The organism is Leptothrix sp. (in: b-proteobacteria) (assembly GCF_965250675.1).
Taxonomy (GTDB): Bacteria; Pseudomonadota; Gammaproteobacteria; order Burkholderiales; family Burkholderiaceae_C; genus Sphaerotilus.
The window spans coordinates 601270-621361 of record NZ_CBDFPH010000011.1 but is presented as its reverse complement, the minus strand read 5'-3'; the positions used below and the strand labels follow the sequence as shown (position 1 = coordinate 621361).

Annotated in this window: 18 protein-coding genes; 5 read left to right on the top strand and 13 right to left on the bottom strand. The window is 69.3% G+C overall.

The window, feature by feature from the left end; translation table 11 throughout:
- Positions 1-12: 12 nt before the first annotated feature.
- Entirely contained in the window at positions 13-2550 is a 2538-nt protein-coding gene (locus AC5IG3_RS17395) for an ABC transporter permease (protein ID WP_491907599.1), read from the bottom strand.
- A gap of 211 nt (positions 2551-2761) precedes the next feature.
- Between AC5IG3_RS17395 and AC5IG3_RS17390 the strand changes: the two genes are divergently transcribed.
- Positions 2762-3613 carry a DODA-type extradiol aromatic ring-opening family dioxygenase gene (locus AC5IG3_RS17390; protein ID WP_491907543.1) on the top strand — a complete coding sequence of 284 codons (852 nt, stop codon included), beginning with the start codon at positions 2762-2764 and terminating at the stop codon, positions 3611-3613.
- A 13-nt stretch (positions 3614-3626) separates the two neighbouring features.
- Here AC5IG3_RS17390 and AC5IG3_RS17385 read toward each other — a convergent pair whose 3' ends face one another.
- Positions 3627-4379, bottom strand: a complete 753-nt coding sequence (locus AC5IG3_RS17385; protein ID WP_491907542.1) for a Nif3-like dinuclear metal center hexameric protein — start codon at positions 4377-4379, stop codon at positions 3627-3629.
- An 11-nt stretch (positions 4380-4390) separates the two neighbouring features.
- Here AC5IG3_RS17385 and AC5IG3_RS17380 point away from each other — a divergent pair, with 11 nt between their 5' ends.
- A complete protein-coding gene (locus AC5IG3_RS17380) occupies positions 4391-5581 on the top strand; it encodes a S1C family serine protease (protein ID WP_491907541.1) in 1191 nt (396 codons plus the stop codon).
- 2 nt (positions 5582-5583) lie between these two features.
- Here the strand turns inward: AC5IG3_RS17380 and tatC are convergent, their stop codons facing one another.
- The 6 genes from tatC to hisI all read right to left on the bottom strand — a co-directional run bounded on the left by tatC (position 5584) and on the right by hisI (position 8289).
- Positions 5584-6381 (bottom strand): twin-arginine translocase subunit TatC, encoded by a 798-nt coding sequence (gene tatC, locus AC5IG3_RS17375; RefSeq protein ID WP_491907540.1) that lies wholly within the window; start codon positions 6379-6381, stop codon positions 5584-5586.
- A gap of 6 nt (positions 6382-6387) precedes the next feature.
- Positions 6388-6855, bottom strand: a complete 468-nt coding sequence (gene tatB / locus AC5IG3_RS17370) for a Sec-independent protein translocase protein TatB (RefSeq protein WP_491907539.1) — start codon at positions 6853-6855, stop codon at positions 6388-6390.
- An 11-nt stretch (positions 6856-6866) separates the two neighbouring features.
- Positions 6867-7109: a Sec-independent protein translocase subunit TatA gene (gene tatA, locus AC5IG3_RS17365; RefSeq protein ID WP_491907538.1), complete on the bottom strand. Its 243-nt coding sequence runs from the start codon at positions 7107-7109 to the stop codon at positions 6867-6869.
- Positions 7110-7193: 84 nt separating this feature from the next.
- Entirely contained in the window at positions 7194-7541 is a 348-nt protein-coding gene (locus tag AC5IG3_RS17360; RefSeq protein ID WP_491907537.1) for a histidine triad nucleotide-binding protein, read from the bottom strand.
- A 17-nt stretch (positions 7542-7558) separates the two neighbouring features.
- Complete coding sequence (locus AC5IG3_RS17355; protein WP_491907536.1) at positions 7559-7903, bottom strand: phosphoribosyl-ATP diphosphatase; 345 nt, start codon at positions 7901-7903, stop codon at positions 7559-7561.
- A complete protein-coding gene (hisI, locus tag AC5IG3_RS17350) occupies positions 7900-8289 on the bottom strand; it encodes a phosphoribosyl-AMP cyclohydrolase (RefSeq protein WP_491907535.1) in 390 nt (129 codons plus the stop codon). The genes AC5IG3_RS17355 and hisI overlap by 4 nt, the downstream gene beginning before the upstream one ends.
- 73 nt (positions 8290-8362) lie before the next feature.
- Between hisI and pdxA the strand changes: the two genes are divergently transcribed.
- The gene (pdxA, locus tag AC5IG3_RS17345) at positions 8363-9400 is read left to right on the top strand and encodes a 4-hydroxythreonine-4-phosphate dehydrogenase PdxA (protein WP_491907534.1); all 1038 of its coding nucleotides are present in this window, start codon (positions 8363-8365) and stop codon (positions 9398-9400) included.
- 20 nt (positions 9401-9420) lie between these two features.
- On the opposite strand, the gene AC5IG3_RS17340 is transcribed toward pdxA, so the two are convergent.
- The 4 genes from AC5IG3_RS17340 to AC5IG3_RS17325 all read right to left on the bottom strand — a co-directional run bounded on the left by AC5IG3_RS17340 (position 9421) and on the right by AC5IG3_RS17325 (position 15237).
- On the bottom strand, positions 9421-10665 hold the full coding sequence (locus AC5IG3_RS17340; protein WP_491907533.1) for an MFS transporter: 1245 nt from the start codon (positions 10663-10665) through the stop codon (positions 9421-9423).
- An 11-nt stretch (positions 10666-10676) separates the two neighbouring features.
- On the bottom strand, positions 10677-11546 hold the full coding sequence (ubiA, locus tag AC5IG3_RS17335) for a 4-hydroxybenzoate octaprenyltransferase (protein WP_491907532.1): 870 nt from the start codon (positions 11544-11546) through the stop codon (positions 10677-10679).
- Between the two features lie 45 nt (positions 11547-11591).
- Entirely contained in the window at positions 11592-14177 is a 2586-nt protein-coding gene (locus AC5IG3_RS17330; RefSeq protein ID WP_491907531.1) for a putative bifunctional diguanylate cyclase/phosphodiesterase, read from the bottom strand.
- Positions 14178-14301: 124 nt separating this feature from the next.
- Entirely contained in the window at positions 14302-15237 is a 936-nt protein-coding gene (locus AC5IG3_RS17325) for a LysR substrate-binding domain-containing protein (RefSeq protein WP_491907530.1), read from the bottom strand.
- A 263-nt stretch (positions 15238-15500) separates the two neighbouring features.
- Between AC5IG3_RS17325 and AC5IG3_RS17320 the strand changes: the two genes are divergently transcribed.
- On the top strand, positions 15501-16163 hold the full coding sequence (locus AC5IG3_RS17320; RefSeq protein WP_491907529.1) for a c-type cytochrome: 663 nt from the start codon (positions 15501-15503) through the stop codon (positions 16161-16163).
- 141 nt (positions 16164-16304) lie between these two features.
- Positions 16305-17525 carry an HD-GYP domain-containing protein gene (locus AC5IG3_RS17315; protein ID WP_491907528.1) on the top strand — a complete coding sequence of 407 codons (1221 nt, stop codon included), beginning with the start codon at positions 16305-16307 and terminating at the stop codon, positions 17523-17525.
- On the opposite strand, the gene AC5IG3_RS17310 is transcribed toward AC5IG3_RS17315, so the two are convergent.
- Positions 17482-19968 (bottom strand): heavy metal translocating P-type ATPase, encoded by a 2487-nt coding sequence (locus AC5IG3_RS17310; RefSeq protein WP_491907527.1) that lies wholly within the window; start codon positions 19966-19968, stop codon positions 17482-17484. The genes AC5IG3_RS17315 and AC5IG3_RS17310 overlap by 44 nt on opposite strands.
- Positions 19969-20092 lie beyond the last annotated feature (124 nt).

Here is a 20092-nt window from a genome sequence, read left to right as displayed (position 1 = left end):
CAGCCTGACCGGTCAGCTCTCGGCCTGGCGCAGTGTCACCGCCACCGGCTGACGCAGGATTTCGCGCAGGCTCCACCAGCCGGCGCCCCAGGCCAGCAGTGCGCCCACCGTGGCGCCCACCAGCGGCACCCAGAGCGGCGCGGTCCACTCGAACGCAAACGCATAGCGCGCCAGCGCCCAGCCCACCGCCAGCGCGGCGACGCTGGCCAGCGCGCCGGCCAGCGCGCCCACGCCCAGCAGTTCGGTGCGCTGCACCTGCGCGAGCAGCCGGCTGCTCGCGCCCATGGCGCGCAGCAGCGCGAATTCGCGCGCCCGGGCCTCGCGGGTGGAGCTCAGCGCTGCAAACAGCACCAGCAGGCCGGCGCCGAGCGTGAAGGCGAACAGGAACTCCACCGCCGCGATCACCTGGCCGATGACCTGCTGCACCTGGCCGATCTGGGCCGACACATCGACGCTGGTGATGTTGGGAAACCCGCGCGACAGCGCGCCGTCGAAGCCGCGCTGCGGCGGCGCGCGGAAGGCAGCGATGTAGGTGCTGGGCAGGTCGGGCATCTGCGCGCGGGTGAACATGACATAGAAGTTGACCCGCATCGACGCCCAGTCGACCTTGCGCAGGCTGGTGACGCGGCCTTCGGTGAGCGTGCCGGCGATGTCGAAGCGCAGCCGGTCGCCGAGCTTGACGCCCAGCGTCTCGGCCAGGCCTTGTTCGACGCTCAGACCGTCCTCGGTGGCGCCTGCTCCTGAAGTGCTGGAGGCCCACGCGCCCGACATGATCTGGTTGTAGTCGGGTGCCTGTGCGGCGTGGCTGAGGTTGAACTCGCGCTCGACCATGCGGCGGGCGCGGTCGTCGGCGAAGTCGTCCGGGCGCACGTCGCGCGCGTTGATGGCCACCAGCCGGCCGCGGATCATCGGATACCAGTCGTAGTTCGCCACACCCGCCTGACGCAGCGCGGCCTGGAAGGGCTCGGCCTGCTCGGGCTGCACGTTGATGACGAAGCGGTCGGGCGCATTTGCCGGCGTGGCCTGGCGCCAGCTGGCGATCAGGTCGGTGCGCAGCAGCACCAGCAGGATCAGCGCCATCAGCCCCAGTGCCAGCGAGCTGACCTGCAGCACTGCCATGCCGGGCCGCGCGCTCAACTGCCGCGTGGCCAGCAGCAGCCAGCGCGCGGCGCCCACCTCGGGCACGGCGCGGCGCAGCGCCTGCACCGCCAGCCACGCACCACCGGCAAACAGTGCCCAGGCGCCGGCAAAGCCACCCACGGCAATGGCGCCCAGCTTCCAGTCGGCGGCCACTGCAAACAGCAGCGCGGCATAGCCGCCCATGCCGCCCAGCAGCACCGCCCAGCTGGCGGCCTTGCGCTGACCCAGGTCGCGGCGGATCACCCGCAGCGGCGGCACGCTGGCCAGCTGCAGCACCGGCGGCAGCCCGAATGCCGCCAGCAGCACGACGCCCACGCCCAGCCCGAACAGCGCCGGCCAGACGCTCGGCGCTGGCAAATCGCCACCCCCCAATCCGGCCAAACCCGCCAGCAGCCAGACCAGCACCTGCTGCACCGCCAGGCCCAGCAGCAGCCCCAGCGCGCTGGCGGCCAGGCCGACCCAGGCGATCTCCAGCGTGTAGATGGCGGCAATCTGGCGCTGCGGCAGGCCGAGCACGCGCAGCATGGCGCAGGCGTCGATGTGGCGGTTGGCGAAGCCGCGCGCGGCAATGCCCACTGCCACGGCGGCCAGCAGCGCGGCCAGCACGGCCACCAGCTTCAGGAACTGGCCGGCGCGGTCGAGTGTCTGGCGCATTTCGGGCCGGGCGCCTTCGAGCGATTCGACCCGTGTGCCGCGCAGCTTGGTGCGGGCGATTTCGTCTTCGGCCCAGCCGGTGAAGCCTTTCACGGCGGCTTCGCGGCCACGGCCTTCGTTGGCGGCCACGGCCAGGCGCCAGGTGACGCGGCTGGCGGGCTGGATCAGGCCGGTGGCGGCCAGGTCGTCGGCGTGCAGCATCACGCGCGGCGCGAAGTTGCTGAAGCCGGCGCCCCGGTCGGGTTCCTGCAGCAGCACGGCGGCAATGCGCAGGCTGGCGTCGCCCAGCAGCAGGGGGTCGCCGACCTGAAGGTTCAAGGCATCCAGCACGCTGGCATCGACCCAGACCGTGCCCGGCACCGGCGCCCCGGCGTTGCGCGGCGCGCCATCGACACGGTCGGCAATGCGCAGGTCGCCGCGCAGCGGGTAGCCGGCGCTGACGGCCTTGATCGACGCCAGCCGCGACGCGCCACCTTGCGCCTCGGCCGCACGCGCCATGCTCGGGAAGGTGGCCGAGGTGACGCTGCGCAAGCTCATGCCGGCCGCGGTGCTGCTGAAGGCCGCAGTCAGCGGCTGGTCGCTGGCGACCACTGCATCGCCGCCCAGCAGCGAGCCGGCGTCGCGCTGCAACCGCATCTGCAGCCGGTCGGCGAAGAAGCCCACCGCACTCAGGGACGCCACCGCCAGCGCCACCGCCACCAGCATCAGGCGCAACTCGCCGGCGCGGAAGTCGCGCAGCAGCTGCCGCCACGCCATCGTCCAGACGCGGGCGGCAGCGCGCGGGCCTTTCACGGCAAGGGGGGCGGGCAGGGTGCTGGAAGTGGTGGACATGGCGGTCGACGTCGCAATCAAGGCAAAGACGAGGTTGTAGCAGCCGCCGCCGTGGTCTGCTGAACGCCGCGTGCAAAGCCGGCGAATGAAGCGGCCCGGCGGCAGTGTTTCAATGGTTGTACTTCAAGGATCTGCCATGAACCACGCACTGCCTCCGCTCTACCTCTCGCACGGCTCGCCGATGATCGCCATCGAGCGCTCGCCAGCGTCGGATTTCCTCGATCGCCTCGGCCCGGTCATCGACGCCACCTTCGGCCGCCCGCGCGCGGTGCTGATCGTGTCGCCGCACTCGGCCACCCGCACGCCGATGGTGCTGGCGGGCGCGCGGCATCAGGCCATCCATGACTTCGGCGGCTTCCCGCAGGAGCTGTTCCAGCAGCGCTACAACCCGCCGGGCGATCCGGCGCTGGCCGCCGACGTGGCGGCGCGGCTCAAGGCGGCGGGCGTGACCTCGGCCCAGGCGGTGGACGCCGACGGGCTCGACCACGGCATCTGGACCGTGCTCAAGCGCGCCTGGCCGGGCGCCGACATCCCGGTCGTGCCGCTGACGCTGGTCCCTGACTGGACGCCCGCGCAGCAGTGGGCCATCGGCCGCGCGGTGGCGGATCTGGCGCAGGACGGCGTGCTCATCATCGGCAGCGGGGCCTTGACCCACAACCTGCGCCGCTTCTTCGGCCAGCGCGGCGCCTACGACGGCAACCGCATCACCCCGACCGAGCCGGACGTGGCGGCCTTCCAGCAATGGATTGCCGACCGCGGCACCCAGCGCGACTGGCCCGCGCTGCTCGACTACCGCCGCCAGGCCCCGTTCGCCGCCCAGCAGCACCCGACCGACGAACACTGGCTGCCGTACTACTTTGCCGCCGGCGCCGGTGGCGAGGACTTCCCCGCCGTGCGCGTGCACGAAAGCGTCGACGCCGGCATGCTGGCGATGGACAGCTACGCGTTCGGCCCGCAGGCGGAGAAGCTGCGGGCGGCGCTGGGCTGAGGTTGAGACCGGCTCAAGCCGGGTTGTCGATCTCAATGAACTCATGCGCCAGCCCGAAGCGCTCGGCCAGGTGTTCGCCCAGCGCCGGGGCGCCGTAGCGTTCGCTGGCGTGGTGACCGCAGGCGATGTAGGCCACGCCGGTTTCGCGGGCGATGTGGGCCTGCGGCTCCGAGATCTCGCCGCTGACGTAGAGGTCGGCACCGACGGCAATCGCGGACTCGAAGTAACCCTGCGCGCCGCCGGTGCACCAGGCGATGCGGCGGATCGGCCGGTCGTCGCCTGACACCACCGTGGGCCGGCGTTTCAGGCGCTGGGCGATGCCGGCGGCGACCTGCTCCAGCGCCAGGCCCTCCACGGTGGGTCGGCCGATCAGACCGAGGGCCTTGTCGCCAAAACTGCCGTCGATCTGCCAGCCCAGCTGCCGCGCCAGCTGGGCGTTGTTGCCCAGCGTGGGATGGGCGTCCAGCGGCAGGTGGTAGGCGTAGAGGTTGATGTCATGGCGCAGCAGCGCGGCCAGGCGCTGGCGCATCCAGCCGGTGACGCGGCCGTCCTGGCCGCGCCAGAACAGGCCGTGGTGCACCACGATGGCGTCGGCGCCCGCAGCGACGGCGGCTTCGATCAGCGCCAGGCTGGCGGTCACGCCGCTGACGAGTTTCCGGACCTCGGCGCGGCCCTCGACCTGCAGACCGTTCGGCCCATAATCGGCAAAACGAGGCACCTCCAGCAGTTGCTCGAGGTACTGACTCAACTCATCGCGGTTCACCACTTCAACTCTCCATGCGCAGGTTCTGGCTCGTATTTTCGCAAGCCGTCACGGTCACGCTGGCCGTTGTTTTTGTCCTGGCCACCTTGCAGCCGCAATGGCTGGAGGCGCTGGGGGGCTTGAGTCGCCGTCCGCCGACGGGGCCGGTGGTCCAGGTGGCGCAGGGCGCATCGCCGTCGGCCCTGGCGCCGGCGTCCGGCCAAGCCTTGAGCTATGCGGATGCGGCGCGGCGCGCGGCGCCATCGGTGGTCAGCGTGGTGACGACGGGGGCCGAGTCCAAGGTCTCCAGATTCCATCGCTTCTTCAATGCCCCCGACGCCGAGGGCGATGGCTCCGACGGGCCGGGCGAAGGCCCGGGCGGCAGCGGCTCCGGCGTGATCGTGTCGGCCGATGGCTACCTGCTCACCAACCACCATGTGGTGGCGGACGCCCAGCAGATCGAGGTGGCGCTGGCCGATGGCCGGCGCCTGCGCGCCAAGGTGGTGGGCGCCGATCCGGACAGCGATCTGGCGGTGCTCAAGATTGAGGCCCGGGAACTGCCGGCCATCACCTTCGGCCGGGCCGAGGACCTGCAGGTGGGCGACGGCGTGCTGGCCATCGGCAACCCCTTCAACGTCGGGCAGACCGTGACGTCGGGCATCGTCAGCGCGCTGGGGCGCAATGGCCTGGGGCTCAACACCTTCGAGAATTTCATCCAGACCGACGCGGCCATCAACCCCGGCAACTCGGGCGGCGCACTGGTCGACAGTGCCGGGCAGCTGCTGGGCATCAACACGGCGATCTATTCGCGCTCGGGCGGCAGCATGGGCATCGGTTTTGCGATTCCGGTCACCACCGCGCGTCAGGTCATGGAGTCGCTGATCCGCGACGGCGTGGTCACCCGGGGCTGGATTGGCGTGCAGCCGCGCGACCTGACACCCGACCTGATCGCCTCCAGCAAGCTCAAGACCGATCGCGGCGTGCTGATCGCCGGCGTCCTGCAGGGCGGCCCGGCCAGCGAGGCCGGTATGCAGCCGGGCGACGTGGTGATCAATGTGGCTGGGCGCCCGGTGGCCAACACGGCGCAGTTGCTCAATGAGGTGGCTGCGCTCAAGCCGTTGAGTCAGGCACAGGTGTCGGTGCGGCGCGGCGAACAGACGGTGGACTTGCAGATCCGCATCGCCCAGCGGCCCAAGGCCAAGGCTCCTGGCACGGCAGACCGTTGAGGTCAGCCCGGATCGGCTCCGGGCGCTGCGTCTTCGGCCTGCGGGGCCCGGCTGTACTTGAGGAAGAACTGGGCCGCGATGATGCCCATTTCATACAGCAAGCCCATCGGCACCAGCAGGGCGATCATCGATACGGCATCAGGCGGCGTCACCAGGGCAGAGGCTGCAGCAGCAGCGACCCAGAAATAGCGTCGGAAGCTGCGCAACTGTTCCACCGTCACCACGCCCAAACGGGCCAGGATGACCACCGCAATCGGCACCTCGAACGCAATGCCGAAAGCCAGGAACATGGTGATGACGAAGTCGAGGTAGGCCTCGATGTCCGGGCTGACCGAAACCGACTGCGGCGCCATCGACTGGATGGCCGGGAAGGCCTGGCCGAAAACGAAGAAGTAGCAGAACGCCACGCCGGTGTAGAACAGCAGCGTGCTGGTCACCACCAGCGGCATCACCAGCCGCTTTTCATGCTTGTACAGGCCCGGCGCAATGAAGGCCCAGACCTGATAGAGCACCCAGGGCAGGGCAATGCCGAAGGCCGCCAGCACGGTGACCTTGATCGGGATCAGGAAGGGCGAAACGACGCCCACGGCGATCATCTTGGAGCCCTGCGGCAGGGCGGACACCAGCGGATGCGCCAGCAGGTCGTACAGCCGGGATGGGCCGGGGTAGAGCGCCAGCAGCGCAAAGATGGCGCCCACGCCGTAGACCGCCTTGAGCAGGCGGTCGCGCAACTCGATCAGGTGGCTGACAAAGGGCTGCTCGGTGCCGGACAGTTCGTCGGGATTGGGAGGGGAACTCATCAAGTGTCAGAACGTCGAACTGGGGCGGGGCCGGTGCCGCGCTACTCGGGCTGCACCTGATTGCACGTGGCGGTGCACGCCTTCGCGTTGCTTGTACCACTGCGGCAGCGCACCGCGCTTGAGGCGCCATTTCTTGCGGGGATGCAGGTAGACCGGCAGCGGCGGCTCCCAGATCACCGGCTCGACGGGGTCGAGCGCGAATGCCTCGTTGAACTCGGAGGTCGCCTGGTTCAGGCCGCTCGTCACGGAGCTTTCGACGTCGCGCGCGGCCGTCTCGAACTGCGCCTTCATTTTCTGAAGCTCTTCGAGTTCGACCGAGCGGTTGACCTCGGCCTTGACGTCCGCCACATAGCGCTGTGCCCGGCCGATCAGCGTGCCGGCCATGCGGGCCACGCGCGGCAGCCGCTCGGGACCGATCACCACCAGCGCAATGCCGCCGATGATCATCAGTTTGGTGAGGCCGATGTCCAGCATGGACGGCTGTCTCAGCTCTTGGTCTTGGCTTCGACGTCGATGGTCTGGCCATCGGCTGCGCGCTTCTCGGTGCTGACTTGCTGGGCCGGATCAGCCGATTTTTCCGCCGCCGTCTTGTCGCTGTCCTTCACGCCGTCCTTGAAGCCCTTGACCGCGCCGCCCAGATCGGCGCCGATGTTCTTGAGCTTCTTGGTGCCGAAGATCAGCACGATGATGACCAGGAAGATGATCAGATGTGTAGTCGAGAAACCCATGGCGTGACTCCTTCAGGGAGTGAAAAGACAAAATGATTCTAGTGGTCCACCCGCAGCCGATCCGGCGCGGGGGATTGCGTCGGCTCAACCGTGTTTCCAGGGCCGGGGGCCGCCCATCACGTGCATGTGCAGGTGATAGACCTCCTGGCCGCCGTCCGGGCCGGTGTTGATCAGCAGCTTGAAGCCGTTGCCGGCACCTTGTTCCTGCGCCAGGCGCGGCGCCAGCGCCAGCATGCGGCCCAGCAGCGCGGCGTGCTCCGGGCCGGCTTCGGCCAGGCTGGCCAGATGCAGCTTGGGGATGATCAGCAGGTGCACCGGCGCGGCCGGGTGGATGTCCTTGAACGCCAGCAGTTCGTCGTCTTCATAGACTTTCTGGGCCGGGATCTGTCCGGCGGCAATCTTGCAGAAGAGGCAGTTCGGGTCGGTGTGCATGGTCGAGGGCGGTGGGTTCAGGTCTGGCTGCGCTGGGCAAATTCCTGCAGGCCCGAGACGCCTTCGCGGCGCTGCAGTTCGGCCAGCACGTCGGCGGGGCTCAGGTCGAACTGGGCTAGCAGGATCATCGAGTGGAACCACAGGTCCGCCACCTCGTAGATGATCTTGTCGCGCTCGCCGTCCTTGGCGGCGATCACCACCTCGGTGGCTTCCTCGCCGATCTTCTTGAGAATGCTGTCGGTGCCCTTGTGAAACAGCTTGGCGACGTAGCTTTGTGCCGGGTCGCCGCCGCGCCGGCTGGCGATCAGCTCGGTCAGGCGGGCCAGCGAATCCGCTTGAGTGAGGGAGGGGCTGGAAGTCATTTGTAGATCGACGCAGGGTCTTTGAGGACCGGCTCCACGCTCTGCCAGACGCCATCTTTCAGCACCTGATAGAAGCAGCTGTGGCGGCCGGTGTGGCAGGCAATGCCGGGCGTGTGGCCAAGTTGCTCGATGCTCAGCAGCACCACGTCCTGGTCGCAGTCGATGCGGATCTCGTGCACGCGCTGCACGTGGCCCGACTCCTCGCCCTTGTGCCAGAGCCGCTGGCGCGAGCGGCTGAAATAGACCGCCTCGCCGAGTTCGGCCGTGCGCGCCAGCGCCTCGCGGTTCATCCACGCGAACATCAGCACATCCTTGCTGTGCAACTCCTGGGCGATCACGGGCACCAGGCCCTCGGGCGTCCAGCTGATTTCATCGAGCCAATTCATGCGCAGCAGTGTATCAACCGGGTATGACCGCTCCGGGACAATGGCGGCGTCCCTGCCATCCGAGCCGACCGTCATGACCCCATCTTCCGACCTTCCCTTGCTCATCACCCAGGGCGATGTCTGCGGCATCGGCCCGGAGATCATCGTGCGCGCCTTCATGCAGCCGGGCGGCCTGAACAACGCTGTGGTGGTGGGTGATGTGGACGTGCTGCGCCGTGCGGCGCGCTGTGTGCGCCAACGCGCTGACGTGCCGGCCGTCCCCATCGCCGTGATCGAGCAGCTGGCTGACGCCGCCGACCTGCCGTCTGGCGTGCTGCCGGTGCTGCCGCTGCAGGACGCCTTGCCCGGTCTGGCCGATTTGCCCTGGGGTCAGGTCAGCGCGCTGGCGGGCCGGGCGGCAGCGGCGGCCATCCGGCAGGCGGTGGCGTTGACGTTGGCGGGCGAGGCCAGCGCCATCGTCACTGCGCCGATCCACAAGGAAGCCCTGGCCGCCGCCGGCGAGCCTTACCCCGGCCACACCGAGATGCTGGCCGACCTGTGCGCCCAAGCCGGCCAGCCCGCCGACGTGCGCATGATGCTGGCCAACGAGGAGCTGAAGACCGTGCTCGTGACGGTGCACTGTTCGCTGCGCGAGGCGATCGAGCGGCTGGACTTCGACGCCGTGTTGTCAACCCTGCGCATCGCCCACCAGTCGGCCGCCGCCTGGGGCCAGACCACGCCGCGCATCGCGGTGGCCGGTCTCAACCCGCATGCAGGCGAGGGCGGGCTGTTCGGACGGGAGGAGATCGACTTCATCGCCCCGGCGATTGCCGCCGCGCAGGCCGAAGGCATTGCCGCCAGCGGGCCGTACGCGCCGGATACGGTCTTCATGCGCGCCCGGCGTGGCGAGTTCGACCTGGTGCTGGCGATGTACCACGACCAGGGCCTGATTCCGGTCAAGTACCTGGGCGTCGAGCAGGGCGTGAACGTGACGCTGGGCCTGCCCCTCGTGCGCACCAGCCCCGATCACGGCACCGCGTTCGACCTAGCCGGCACTGGCCGCGCCGATCCGGCCAGCCTGATCGCCGCGCTGCAGATGGCGCGGCGGCTGGCGGCCGGCCGCGGCGACTGAATCAGGCCCGGAGTCAGGCTTCAGGCTCTGCGCCGCACCCAGCCCACCAGTGCCGCAGCGCTGATGCCCAGGCCCAGCGCCAGCGCCGCGCCAAAGAACACTGCGGTCGGCTGGCCCCGGTCCATCAGCGTGCCAAACACGGGCGCAGCCAGCGCAAAGCCCACGTCCAGACCCGAATAGACCGTGCCGTAGACCCGGCCGGTGGCATTGGGCGGGGCGGCGCGCTTGATCAGCATGTCGCGCGACGGCCCGGCCAGCCCGGTGCCGAGGCCCGCCAGCGCCACGGCGGCGGCTGCGGCCAGCGGCGGCAGCACGCCTGCGCCGGCCAGCACCAGCAGCGCGGTAGCGCCCGCCATGCCGAGGGCGATGTGGCGCTCCAGCTGGGCCGAGCGCGCCACCAGAAAGCCCCCCATCACCATGCCGGCGGCGCCGCACAGCATGTAGCCGGTGACGACGTAGGCCGTCAGGCTTTGCGGCAGGCCGTAGAGCGCGATCAGCGCCGGGCTGGCAAAGCTCTGGATCGCGCTGAGCGACGCGGTCGTGAAAAAGAAGAACGAGAAGCACAGCCACACCGCCGGCAGGCGCAGGAAGGCGAGCGGGTGTTCAGCCACCGCTCCCGTTGCCGCCGTTGCGCTGCGCAGCGTGGCTGCATCCGCCGGCCGGCGGTCATCGAGCGCATCGCGCTGCCACACCAGCAGCGCCAGCACCGCCAGCGCAACCGCGCCGGTGCACAGGCTGGCCGTGCGCCAGTGGCCGCTGAGGTTCATCACGCCGATGGCAAACACCGGCGCCAGCGCCCAGCCCAGGTTGCCCGAGATGCCGTGCACCGCAAACGCATGCCCCAGCCGCGCCGGCGACACGCGCCGGTTCAGGATGGTGAAGTCGACCGGGTGGAACGGCGCATTGCCCAGCCCCGCCAGTGCAGCCGCCAGCAGCAGCCCGGCGTAACCCTGGGCTGACGCTGCCGCCAGTGACGCGCCGGCAAAGCAGCCCAGCGCCGTGAACAGTACCGGTCGTGCGCCGGTGCGGTCGACCAGAAACCCCGCCAGCGCCTGCCCGATGCCCGAGATGACGAAAAACGTCGTCACCAGCCAGCCCAGCTGCGCATAGCTCAGGCCGAAGTCGCGGATGAAGACCGGAAACAGCGGCGGCAGCAGCAGGTGGAAGAAGTGCGAGGTGCCGTGGGCCAGGCCGATCAGCGCGATGGTGCGGGCGTCCTCCCGCAGCGCATCTTGGGCAGGCCCGGCGAGGGTGGTGGTCGTCATGGCTGGGGGACTCAGCGCCAGGCCAGGTCAAGCGCCGTGCCGACAAACACCGCGCAGCCCAGCCAGTGGTTGCTGCGGAAGGCCTTGAAGCAGCCGTCGCGGCTGCGGTCGCGTATCAGCCGGTGATGCCACAGCGCCTGCACCGCCGCCACCAGAATGCCGGCCAGGAAAACGCGGCCCAGCCCGGCCTGCAGGCCGAGCGCCGCCCACAGCAGCAGGAAGACGGCGTAGAAGCCCATCACGCCGGCCACGTCCCAGCGGCCCAGCGTGATGGCGCTGGTCTGGATGCCGATGCGCAGGTCGTCGTCGCGGTCGACCATGGCGTACTCGGTGTCGTAGGCCAGCACCCAGAACAGGTTGCCCAGCAGCAGCCACCAGGCCACCTCGGGCACCTGCGACTGCACGGCGGCAAACGCCATCGGAATGCCGAAGCTGAACGCCACGCCCAGCACCGCCTGCGGCATCGACACCAGCCGCTTGGCATACGGGTAGGCCACGGCCACGGCCAGCGCGGCGAATGAGTATTGAATCGTCAGCGCGTTGGTCAACAGCACCAGCGCGAAGGCCAGCAGCGCCAGCACGGCGCCCACGGCCAGCGCTTCCTTGCTGCCGAGCGCGCCGCTGGTGACCGGGCGCTGCGCGGTGCGTTTGACGTGGCGGTCAAAGTCGCGGTCGGCCACGTCGTTGATGCAGCAGCCCGCGCTGCGCATCAGGATGGTGCCGAGCGTGAACACCGCCACCAGCTGCCAGCCCGGAAATCCCCCTGCGGCCAGCCAGAGCGCGGCCAGCGTCGGCCACAGCAGCAGCAGCCAGCCGGCGGGGCGATTCCAGCGGATCAGATCCAGATAAAGGGCCAGGCGGCCAGTAACTGCGGTTTTCATGGCCGGCGATTATCGTCAGCGCCCCCGCAGGCGCTGGCCGGCGCCTCACTGCAGCGTCAGCGGCCGTGAACTCAGGTCGGCGGTCTGGGTGTTGGCCAGCTCGAAGTCGCGCGGCATGACCGGGCGGTCGCGCTTGGTCCACTGGCGCACGAAGGGCATGACCTCGTCGGCGGGCATCGGGCGCGAGACGTAATAGCCCTGCACCAGGTCGCAGCCCTCGCTGGCCAGCACGTTGACCTGCGCGGGTTCTTCCACGCCCTCGGCCACGGTGGCCATGCGCAGCGACTTGGCCAGCGCCAGGATGTTGCGCACGATGGCCCGCGCGTCGCGGCTGGTGAGCAGCTCGCGCACGAAGGCGCGGTCGATCTTGAGCGTGTCGAACGGAAAGCGCCGCAGGTAGGCCAGCGACGAGTAGCCGGTGCCGAAGTCGTCCAGCGCGATCTGGATGCCCAGCGTGCGCAGCGCGTGCAGGCGGCCCACCGTGCCGCGGGTCTCGTTGATGAAGACCGATTCGGTGATTTCCAGCTCCAGCCGGTGCGGCTCCAGCCCGCTTTCGTCGAGCGCGCGCTGCACCGCCTCGGGCAGGTTCTGCGCCATCACCTGCACGGGCGAAATGTTCACCGCCACCTGCATGCGCGCGGGCCAGCGCGCGGCCTCGCGGCAGGCTTCGGTCAGGGCCCATTCGCCCATCGGCAGGATCAGGCCGGAGTCCTCGGCCACCGGGATGAACTCGCTCGGCGGAATCGAGCCGTGCTCCGGGTGCTGCCAGCGCAGCAGGGCCTCGAAGCCGGTGATCTCCCAGGTCGACAGATCGACCTTGGGCTGGTAGTGCAGGTGCAGCTGGCCGTGCTCCATGGCCTCGCGCAGGTCGCGCTCCAGCACCAGGCGGCGGCGCACCTGCTCGCCCATGTGCTGGACGAAGAAGCGCATCGAGCCGGTGGCGGTGGCCTTGGCGTCGTAGAGCGCCAGGTCGGCGTGCTGCATCATTTCATCGACGGTGCCGCCGTCCTGCGGGAAGCGGGCGATGCCGATGCTGGCCCGCACCGACACCACGGCGCCCAGCGCTTCGCACGGCTCGCGCAGCGAGTCGATCACGCGCTGCGCGGCGGCGGTGATCTCGGCCTCGCCGATGAAGTGTCCCGGCGTCTGGCGCACCAGCACCGCGAATTCATCGCCGCCCAGGCGTGCGACCACGTCGCCCTTGACGCAGGCGGACTTCAGGCGTCGGCCCACCTCCACCAGCAGCGCGTCGCCGGTGGCGTGGCCCAGGGTGTCGTTGACGGTCTTGAAGCCGTCCAGGTCCAGGCACATCACCGCGCCTTCGAGCTTGAGCTTCTTCGATTGCTGCAGCGCCTGCTCCAGCAGCACGCGGAAGTGCGCCCGGTTGGTCAGGCTGGTGAGGGTGTCGTAGTGCGCCAGCCAGGCCAGGCGGCGGTCGGCCACGCGGGCCTGGGTGACGTCGCGGGCCACGCCGCGCCAGCCCATGGCGGCGCCCCGGTCATCGACCAGTGGCTTGGCGGTCATGGCCCACCAGAGCTGCCGGCCGTCCACCATCATGGGCAGCAGCACGTCGCGGAAGGGCTGGCCTTCGGTCAGGCGCTCGTGCAGGGTGTGTGCGGAGTCGCGGTCGGCCTCGCTCAGGGTTTTCTGCAGCTCGCCCAGCAAGGTCAGCAGCGAGCGGCCCGTGAGCAGTTCGGCATCGCGCCCCAGCGCCTCGGCCAGTGCCTTGGAAACGTTGCGCAGGCGGCCGCGCTCGTCGATTTCCCAGATCACGTCGCTGCCTTGTTCCTCGAAGTCGCGCAGCAGCAGGCCGATCAGCTGGCCCTGGTGTTCGCTGCGCACCTCGGCGCTGACGCGGGCCTGCAGCGTGCGGCTGACCGCGGCCACCACCGTGCAGGCCATGGCAATCAGCGTGGCCCACTGCAGCACGCTCCAGATCAGCAGCATGCCCGGCGCCGTCAGCAGCGTCAGCAGCAGCACGCCGCCCATCGCGCCCAGGTAGGCGTAGGCGGCGCGCGGCATCGAGGTGAGCGTCAGCGCACCCACGCACAGCATGCCGGTCAGGCAAGCGCCCACCAGGCTGGCGGTGCTGCCGACGCCGGCGGTGCCGTGCACCAGCAACCAGGCGGGCCAGGCGGTCCAGACCGCGCCGTAGGTGGCGCAATAGATCGCCACGCGGTTCAGGCGACGCTTGTCGACACGCTCCATGGCCGTGGCCTGGCGCCAGCGCCGCCAGAGTTGCAACTGTCCCATCGTCATCGCCACCACCAGCGCCAGCCAGACCAGCAGCGCCGGGCCGTCGCCAGCCAGCGGGCTTTGTGCTCCGACGATCACCGCCTGCACCAGCGCGGCCGTGCTGGCCAGCGGCAAGGCGCGCATCACGGCCACGTACTGGCGGGCGCGAAAGCGCGCGGCGATCGATTCGTCCGAGGTCTGCACCGACAGGCGGCGGTCGAGTTCGCGCCGCTCGCCCACACGGCGCTTGGAGCGTCGGGCGGCGGTCGATGACGCGGGGGCCGGCTTGCGCGGCTTGGCCTCGGCGACCGTGCCGCCGGCAGGCGCAGGGGTGGCGCGGGGCGCCGAAGAATCCGGCTTGGAGCGCGATGAACGGGGCGGGGGGCTGGCAGTCATGGCGGGCTGTGGCGCGGCACGACATGCACCGCTTGCCCCTTCATTTCGACTTTTTCACGTCGGGCTTGAGTCCCGTCATCGTCGAAGCCCACCCGCCAGAAGTGAATTTGTTCACATCAGGGGGTCAATCCGTCAAGCGCATCACGCCGGGCAGGGCACAGGCATAGATGGCGTTGCGCAGCGCGGCAATCGCTTCATAGCGCGTGAACGAGCGCCGCCAGACCAGCACCACGCGCCGGTGCGGCACGTTTTCGCTGAAGGGCAGGTAGCGCACCAGCGGCGTGCCGTCGTGCTGCGGGCCGGTCGGCACCGACAGCTGTGGCACCACCGTGACGCCCATGCCCGAGGCCACCATGTAGCGGATGGTCTCCAGCGACGAGCCCTCGAAGCGCTTGCGGATGCCGTCCGTGTCGCTGGCAAAGCGGGCGAATTCGGGGCATACCTCCAGCACGTGGTCGCGGAAGCAGTGCCCGGTGCCCAGCAGCAGCATGGTTTCCTGCTTGAGTTCGGCGCTGGAGACGCTCGCGCGTTGCGCCAGCGGGTGCTGGGCCGGCACGGCCACCATGAAGGGTTCGTCGTAGAGCGGCGCCACGGCCAGGCCGGTGTCGGGAAAAGGTTCGGCCAGGATCGCCACGTCCAGGTCGCCGGTGCGCAGCATTTCCAGCAGACGCACGGTGAAGTTCTCCTGCAGCATCAGCGGCATCTGCGGTACGCGCTCGATGGCTCGCCGCACCAGTTCGGGCAGCAGGTAGGGGCCGATGGTGTAGATCACGCCCAGACGCAGCGGGCCGGCCAGCGGGTCCTTGCCGCGCCGGGCTATTTCCTTGATCGACGCGGCACTCTCCAGCGTGGCCTGGGCCTGGCGCACGATTTCCTCGCCCAGCGGGGTGACGCTGACCTCGGTGCCGCCGCGCTCGAAGAGCTTGATCTCCAGCTCTTCCTCCAGCTTCTTGATCGCCACCGACAGGGTCGGCTGCGAGACGAAGCAGGCCTCGGCGGCGCGCCCGAAATGGCGCTCCCGTGCCACGGCGACGATGTAGCGCAATTCGGTCAGGGTCATGGCTTGCTTTTTGAATCCGGCATGGGAGATGAGTTTCTGCGGGCCATTTTCCGAAAAAAACCAGGGCCGGGCGCAGCACTTGCCCGATGCCGGAAATCACCGCCGCAAGCCCCCGACTGTGGCGCGCTGGCATCGCCTCACCATCGCACGGGCCTTGACCCAGATCGTACGGGGTTCGCCTTCATATAATCGCGGGTTGTTTCGTTGGCTTGATTTCACGAGCCAGCTCCTGCAGAACCGACCTCAATACCAAGCCCCAAGCTATGAAAAAGACGCTCTACGTCACGATGATGGCGCTGATGATGACCGCCGCGGTGTCGTCGGTTCGCGCACAGGACGCCCAGGCGGGTGACGCCGCTGCCGGCCAGACCAAGGCCGCCATGTGCATCGGCTGCCACGGCATTTCGGGCTACCGCGCCAGTTTTCCCGAAGTGCACCAGGTGCCGATGATCTCGGGCCAAGGGGCCAAGTACATCACCGCTGCGCTCAACGCCTACAAGAAGGGCGAGCGCAGGCATCCGACCATGCGCAGCATTGCCGGCTCGCTGTCGGATGCCGACATCGCCGATCTGTCGGCTTTCTATTCGGCCAACGTGGTCGCCAAGGCCGCACCGGCTGCCGTGCCTGCGCCCAACGCCAAGGTGGCTGAACTGCTGCAGAAAGGCAACTGCCTGGCCTGCCATGGTGAAGGCCTGAACAAGCCCATCGACGCCAGCTACCCCAAGCTGGCGGGCCAGCATGCGGACTACCTGTACGTGGCGCTCAAGTCCTACAAGGTTGAGAACGGTGCGAAGGTCGGTCGCGCCAACGCCATCATGGGCGCCCAAGTCAAGGCATTCAGCCTGGGCGAGCTCAAGTCGATGGCCGACTACATCGGCTCGATGCCGAGCGACTTGCAGATCGTGCCCAACGCCAAGCTGCGCTGAATCGCCCGGCTTCTGCCTTGAGTCCTCAAAAACCCGGCTTCGCAGCCGGGTTTTTTTCATGGATCGTGCGTTGCTGATTTCGCTTCCACGCTGAACGGCGCTTATCGTCGCGCTTTCCCGTTGCCGTCCACGCTTCAACCGATGCTCAAACGTATCCGCACCGACCAGCTCCGGCTGGGCATGTTCCTGCACGAGCTTTGCGGCTCGTGGATGGATCATCCCTTCTGGCGCGCCAAGTTCGTGCTCAAGGAAGAAGACGATCTGCGCCGGCTGCGCGAATGCGGCATCGCCGAGGTCTGGATCGACACCGCGCGCGGCCTCGACATCGAGGGTGGCCTGAGCGAGGAAGAGGTGGTCGAACAGGTAGAGCGCGAGCTGGAAGTGGCCGTGGCGGCGCCCGTCGTGCAGCCTTCGCTGGCCGCGCAGGACGAATACCGCCAGGCCCGCCGCATCTGCCAGCAGGCCAAGGCCGAGGTGCAGTCGCTCTTCGGCGCCGCCCGCATGGGTCAGGCGATTCAGGCCGAAGGCTGCCTGCCGCTGGTCGACGACATCATCGGCTCGGTCGCCCGCAACCAGGGTGCGCTCATCAGCCTGGTGCGGCTCAAGAGCCAGGACGAATACACCTACCTGCACTCGGTGGCGGTCTGCACGCTGATGGTCGCGCTGGCGCGCACGCTCGGGCTCGATGACGAGGCCGTGCGCCACGCCGGCCTGGCCGGCCTGCTGCACGACATGGGCAAGGCGCGTATTCCGCTGGCGGTGCTCAACAAGCCCGGCCGCTTGACCGACGCCGAGTTCACGCTCATCAAGCAGCATCCGGCCTGGGGCCACGAACTGCTGGTGGCCGGCGGTGGCGCGTCCGAGCTGGCGCTGGATGTGTGCCTGCACCACCACGAAAAGATCGACGGCAGCGGCTACCCGCACGGCCTGCGTGCCGAGCAGATCAGCCTGCACGCGCAGATGGGCGCCGTCTGCGACGTGTACGACGCCATCACCTCGGCGCGGCCTTACAAGACCGCCTGGGATCCGGGCGAGGCCGTGCGCCAGATGGCGCAGTGGAAGGGCCACTTCGCCCCTGCCGTGTTCCAGGCCTTCGTCAAGACCGTGGGCATCTACCCGGTCGGCACGCTGGTGCGGCTGCAGTCGGGCCGGCTGGGCGTGGTGCTGGAGCAGAACGCGCAGGCGCTGCTGACGCCGCGCGTCAAGATCTTCTTCTCGACCAAGTCGATGCTGCGCCTGCTGCCCGAGGTGGTCGACCTGGCTGCGCCCGGCTGCCAGGACCGCATCACGGCGGTCGAGCCGCCGCAGAACTGGAACTTCAAGGACCTAGACGCGCTGTGGCTTTCGGGCGCCAGCGCGTAAGCAGCAGCGCGTTGCTGATCACGCTGACGCTGCTGGCCGCCATCGCCGCGCCGGCCACCACCGGGTTGAGCAGCCCGAAGGCCGCCAGCGGGATACCCACCACGTTGTAGACAAAGGCCCAGAACAGGTTCTGGCGGATCTTGGCCGTGGTGCGGCGCGAGATGTCGATGGCGTCGGCCACCGCGCCCGGGTCGCCGCGCATCAGCGTGATGCCGGCGGCGTGCATCGCCACATCGGTGCCGCTGCCGTCGAGGTGCGTGATGGCCAGGCCCACGTCGGCGGCAGCCAGCGCCGGCGCGTCGTTCAGTCCGTCGCCCACCATCGCGACACGTCGCCTGCCGTGCGGCTGCAGCGCCAACTCGGCCTTCAAGGCCATGATGACGCCGGCCTTGTCGCCCGGCAGCACCTCGGCGCGCACATCGTCGATGCCGAGTTGACGCGCCACGCTCGCCGCCGCCTGAGCGTTGTCGCCGCTGAGCAGCAGGGTGCGCACGCCCAGCGCATGCAGCCTCGCGATGGCGTCGGCCGCGCCGGGTTTGATCGTGTCGCCAAACGCCAGCACGCCGAGCAGGCGCGGGGTTTCGCTGGCCGTAGACGTTGACAGATCGGCCGGACGCGCCGCCAGCCACGCTAGGGTGCGGCCTTCCTGCTGCCAGCCATTCGCCGTGGCCTCCAGCGCGCTGCAGTCCACGCCCAACTCGTCCATCCAGCGCCGGCTGCCGAGCGACAGCAACTGACTGCCCACCTGCCCACTGACGCCGCGTCCGGCCTTGGCGCGCACCGCGCTCGCGCTGGGGCGGTCGGCAGGCGCCGCTTTCAGCACCGCTCGCGCCAGTGGGTGCTCGCTGCCGGCTTGCAGTGCAGCGGCCAGGCGCAGCACCTCATCGCTTTGTGTGGGCGAGTCGGTCACCGCCTGCGTGCCCAGCAGCGCCGGCCGGCCGGCCGTGAGCGTGCCGGTCTTGTCGAAGGCGACCACGCCGACCGCATGCGCCAACTCCAGCGCCTGCGCATCCTTGATCAGGATGCCGTGGCGCGCCGCCGCGCCGGTGCCGACCATGATGGCCGCCGGCGTGGCCAGCCCGAGCGCGCACGGGCAGGCGATCACCAGCACCGCCACCGCCCGCAGCGTGGCCATTTCCCAGTCGCCGCGGCCCAGCCCCCAGCCCAGCAGCGTGATGAACGCCACCACCACCACTGCCGGCACGAACACCGCGCTGACCTGGTCGACCAGCCGCTGGATCGGCGCCTTCCTGGCCTGCGCCGACTCCACCAGCCGCACGATGCGCGCCAGCGTGGTCTCGGCGCCCACGGCCACGGTGCGCAGCACCAGCAGCCCTTCGCCGTTGACCGAGGCGCCTGCCACGCGCTGGCCGGTCTCGCGCAGCACCGGCAGGCTCTCGCCGGTCAGCAGCGATTCGTCGATCTGGCTGGCGCCTTCGAGCACCAGCCCGTCGACCGGAATGCGCTCGCCGGGCCGCACCACCACCACGTCGCCCACTTGCAGCGCGGCCAGCGGGCGCTCGATTTCGCTGCCGTCGGCCTGCCGCACGCGTGCGGTTTCAGGCGCCAGCGCCCGCAGCGCGCGGATGGCGGCCACGGTCTGGAACTTGGCGCGGCCTTCCAGCCACTTGCCGAGCATCACCAGCGTGATGACCACCGCCGAGCTTTCAAAGTAGAGGTGCGGCATGGCGTCGGGCGAGGCCATCCACAGCCACAGCGACAGCCCGTAGGCCGCGCTAGTGCCCAGCGCCACCAGCAGATCCATGTTGCCGGCACCGGCGCGCAGCGCGTGCCAGCCGGCGCGGTAGAAGCGTGCGCCCAGCCAGAACTGCACGGGGGTGGCCAGCAGCCATTGCCACGTGGCCGGCAGCATCCAGTGCCGGCCGAGCAGATCGCCCAGCATCGGCAGCGCCAGCGGCAGTGTCAGCAGTGCGGCCAGCGCGAGCTTGGCGCCTTCGCCCAGCGGCCAGAACGCAGCCTCCTGTGGCGCCTCGTCAGGGCGAGCTTCCGGGCGCACGCCGTAGCCGGCCTGCTCGATCGCCCGCACCACGGCGGCGCGCTCGATCTGGCCTTGCAGCACCTCCAGTTGCGCCTGTTCAGTCGCCAGATTGACCTGCACGTCGAGCACGCCCGGCAGCTTGCGCAGCGCGCGTTCGATGCGACCCGAGCAACTCGCGCAGGTCATGCCGGTGATGGCGAAATCCCATTGCGTGCGCGGCACCTGGTAGCCGGCCGCCTCAATGCGCGCGATGGCGTCGTGCGCATCGCCGGCGGTGGCGTTGTTCCAGGAGATGTGCACGGTTTCGAGCGCGAGGTTGACTTCGGCTTCGGAGACCGCCGGGGACTTGCGCAGTGCACGCTCGACCCGCGACGCGCAAGAGGCGCAAGTCATGCCTCCCACAGGCAAGGTAATTTGTGCGGTATTTGTCAAAGTGGCGGGCATCGGTGGTGGGTCATGAGATCGCACAAGCTCGATAAAGTGCGGGTGATGCAAAGTTCAGTGGGTGCAATATGCCCGTTCACAAGCCGTTTTGCGCTTGATGATCGTCAATCTTCTGGAATCCAAC

Bases quoted from the DNA above. Each gene is read 5' to 3' on its own strand.
- AC5IG3_RS17395 (WP_491907599.1), bottom strand. From the start codon at position 2,550: ATGGCGTGGCGGCAGCTGCTGCGCGACTTCCGCGCCGGCGAGTTGCGC.
- AC5IG3_RS17390 (WP_491907543.1), top strand. From the start codon at position 2,762: ATGAACCACGCACTGCCTCCGCTCTACCTCTCGCACGGCTCGCCGATG.
- AC5IG3_RS17380 (WP_491907541.1), top strand. From the start codon at position 4,391: ATGCGCAGGTTCTGGCTCGTATTTTCGCAAGCCGTCACGGTCACGCTG.
- tatC (WP_491907540.1), bottom strand. From the start codon at position 6,381: ATGAGTTCCCCTCCCAATCCCGACGAACTGTCCGGCACCGAGCAGCCC.
- tatB (WP_491907539.1), bottom strand. From the start codon at position 6,855: ATGCTGGACATCGGCCTCACCAAACTGATGATCATCGGCGGCATTGCG.
- tatA (WP_491907538.1), bottom strand. From the start codon at position 7,109: ATGGGTTTCTCGACTACACATCTGATCATCTTCCTGGTCATCATCGTG.
- AC5IG3_RS17360 (WP_491907537.1), bottom strand. From the start codon at position 7,541: ATGCACACCGACCCGAACTGCCTCTTCTGCAAGATTGCCGCCGGACAG.
- AC5IG3_RS17355 (WP_491907536.1), bottom strand. From the start codon at position 7,903: ATGACTTCCAGCCCCTCCCTCACTCAAGCGGATTCGCTGGCCCGCCTG.
- hisI (WP_491907535.1), bottom strand. From the start codon at position 8,289: ATGAATTGGCTCGATGAAATCAGCTGGACGCCCGAGGGCCTGGTGCCC.
- pdxA (WP_491907534.1), top strand. From the start codon at position 8,363: ATGACCCCATCTTCCGACCTTCCCTTGCTCATCACCCAGGGCGATGTC.
- AC5IG3_RS17340 (WP_491907533.1), bottom strand. From the start codon at position 10,665: ATGACGACCACCACCCTCGCCGGGCCTGCCCAAGATGCGCTGCGGGAG.
- ubiA (WP_491907532.1), bottom strand. From the start codon at position 11,546: ATGAAAACCGCAGTTACTGGCCGCCTGGCCCTTTATCTGGATCTGATC.
- AC5IG3_RS17330 (WP_491907531.1), bottom strand. From the start codon at position 14,177: ATGACTGCCAGCCCCCCGCCCCGTTCATCGCGCTCCAAGCCGGATTCT.
- AC5IG3_RS17325 (WP_491907530.1), bottom strand. From the start codon at position 15,237: ATGACCCTGACCGAATTGCGCTACATCGTCGCCGTGGCACGGGAGCGC.
- AC5IG3_RS17320 (WP_491907529.1), top strand. From the start codon at position 15,501: ATGAAAAAGACGCTCTACGTCACGATGATGGCGCTGATGATGACCGCC.
- AC5IG3_RS17315 (WP_491907528.1), top strand. From the start codon at position 16,305: ATGCTCAAACGTATCCGCACCGACCAGCTCCGGCTGGGCATGTTCCTG.
- AC5IG3_RS17310 (WP_491907527.1), bottom strand. From the start codon at position 19,968: ATGCCCGCCACTTTGACAAATACCGCACAAATTACCTTGCCTGTGGGA.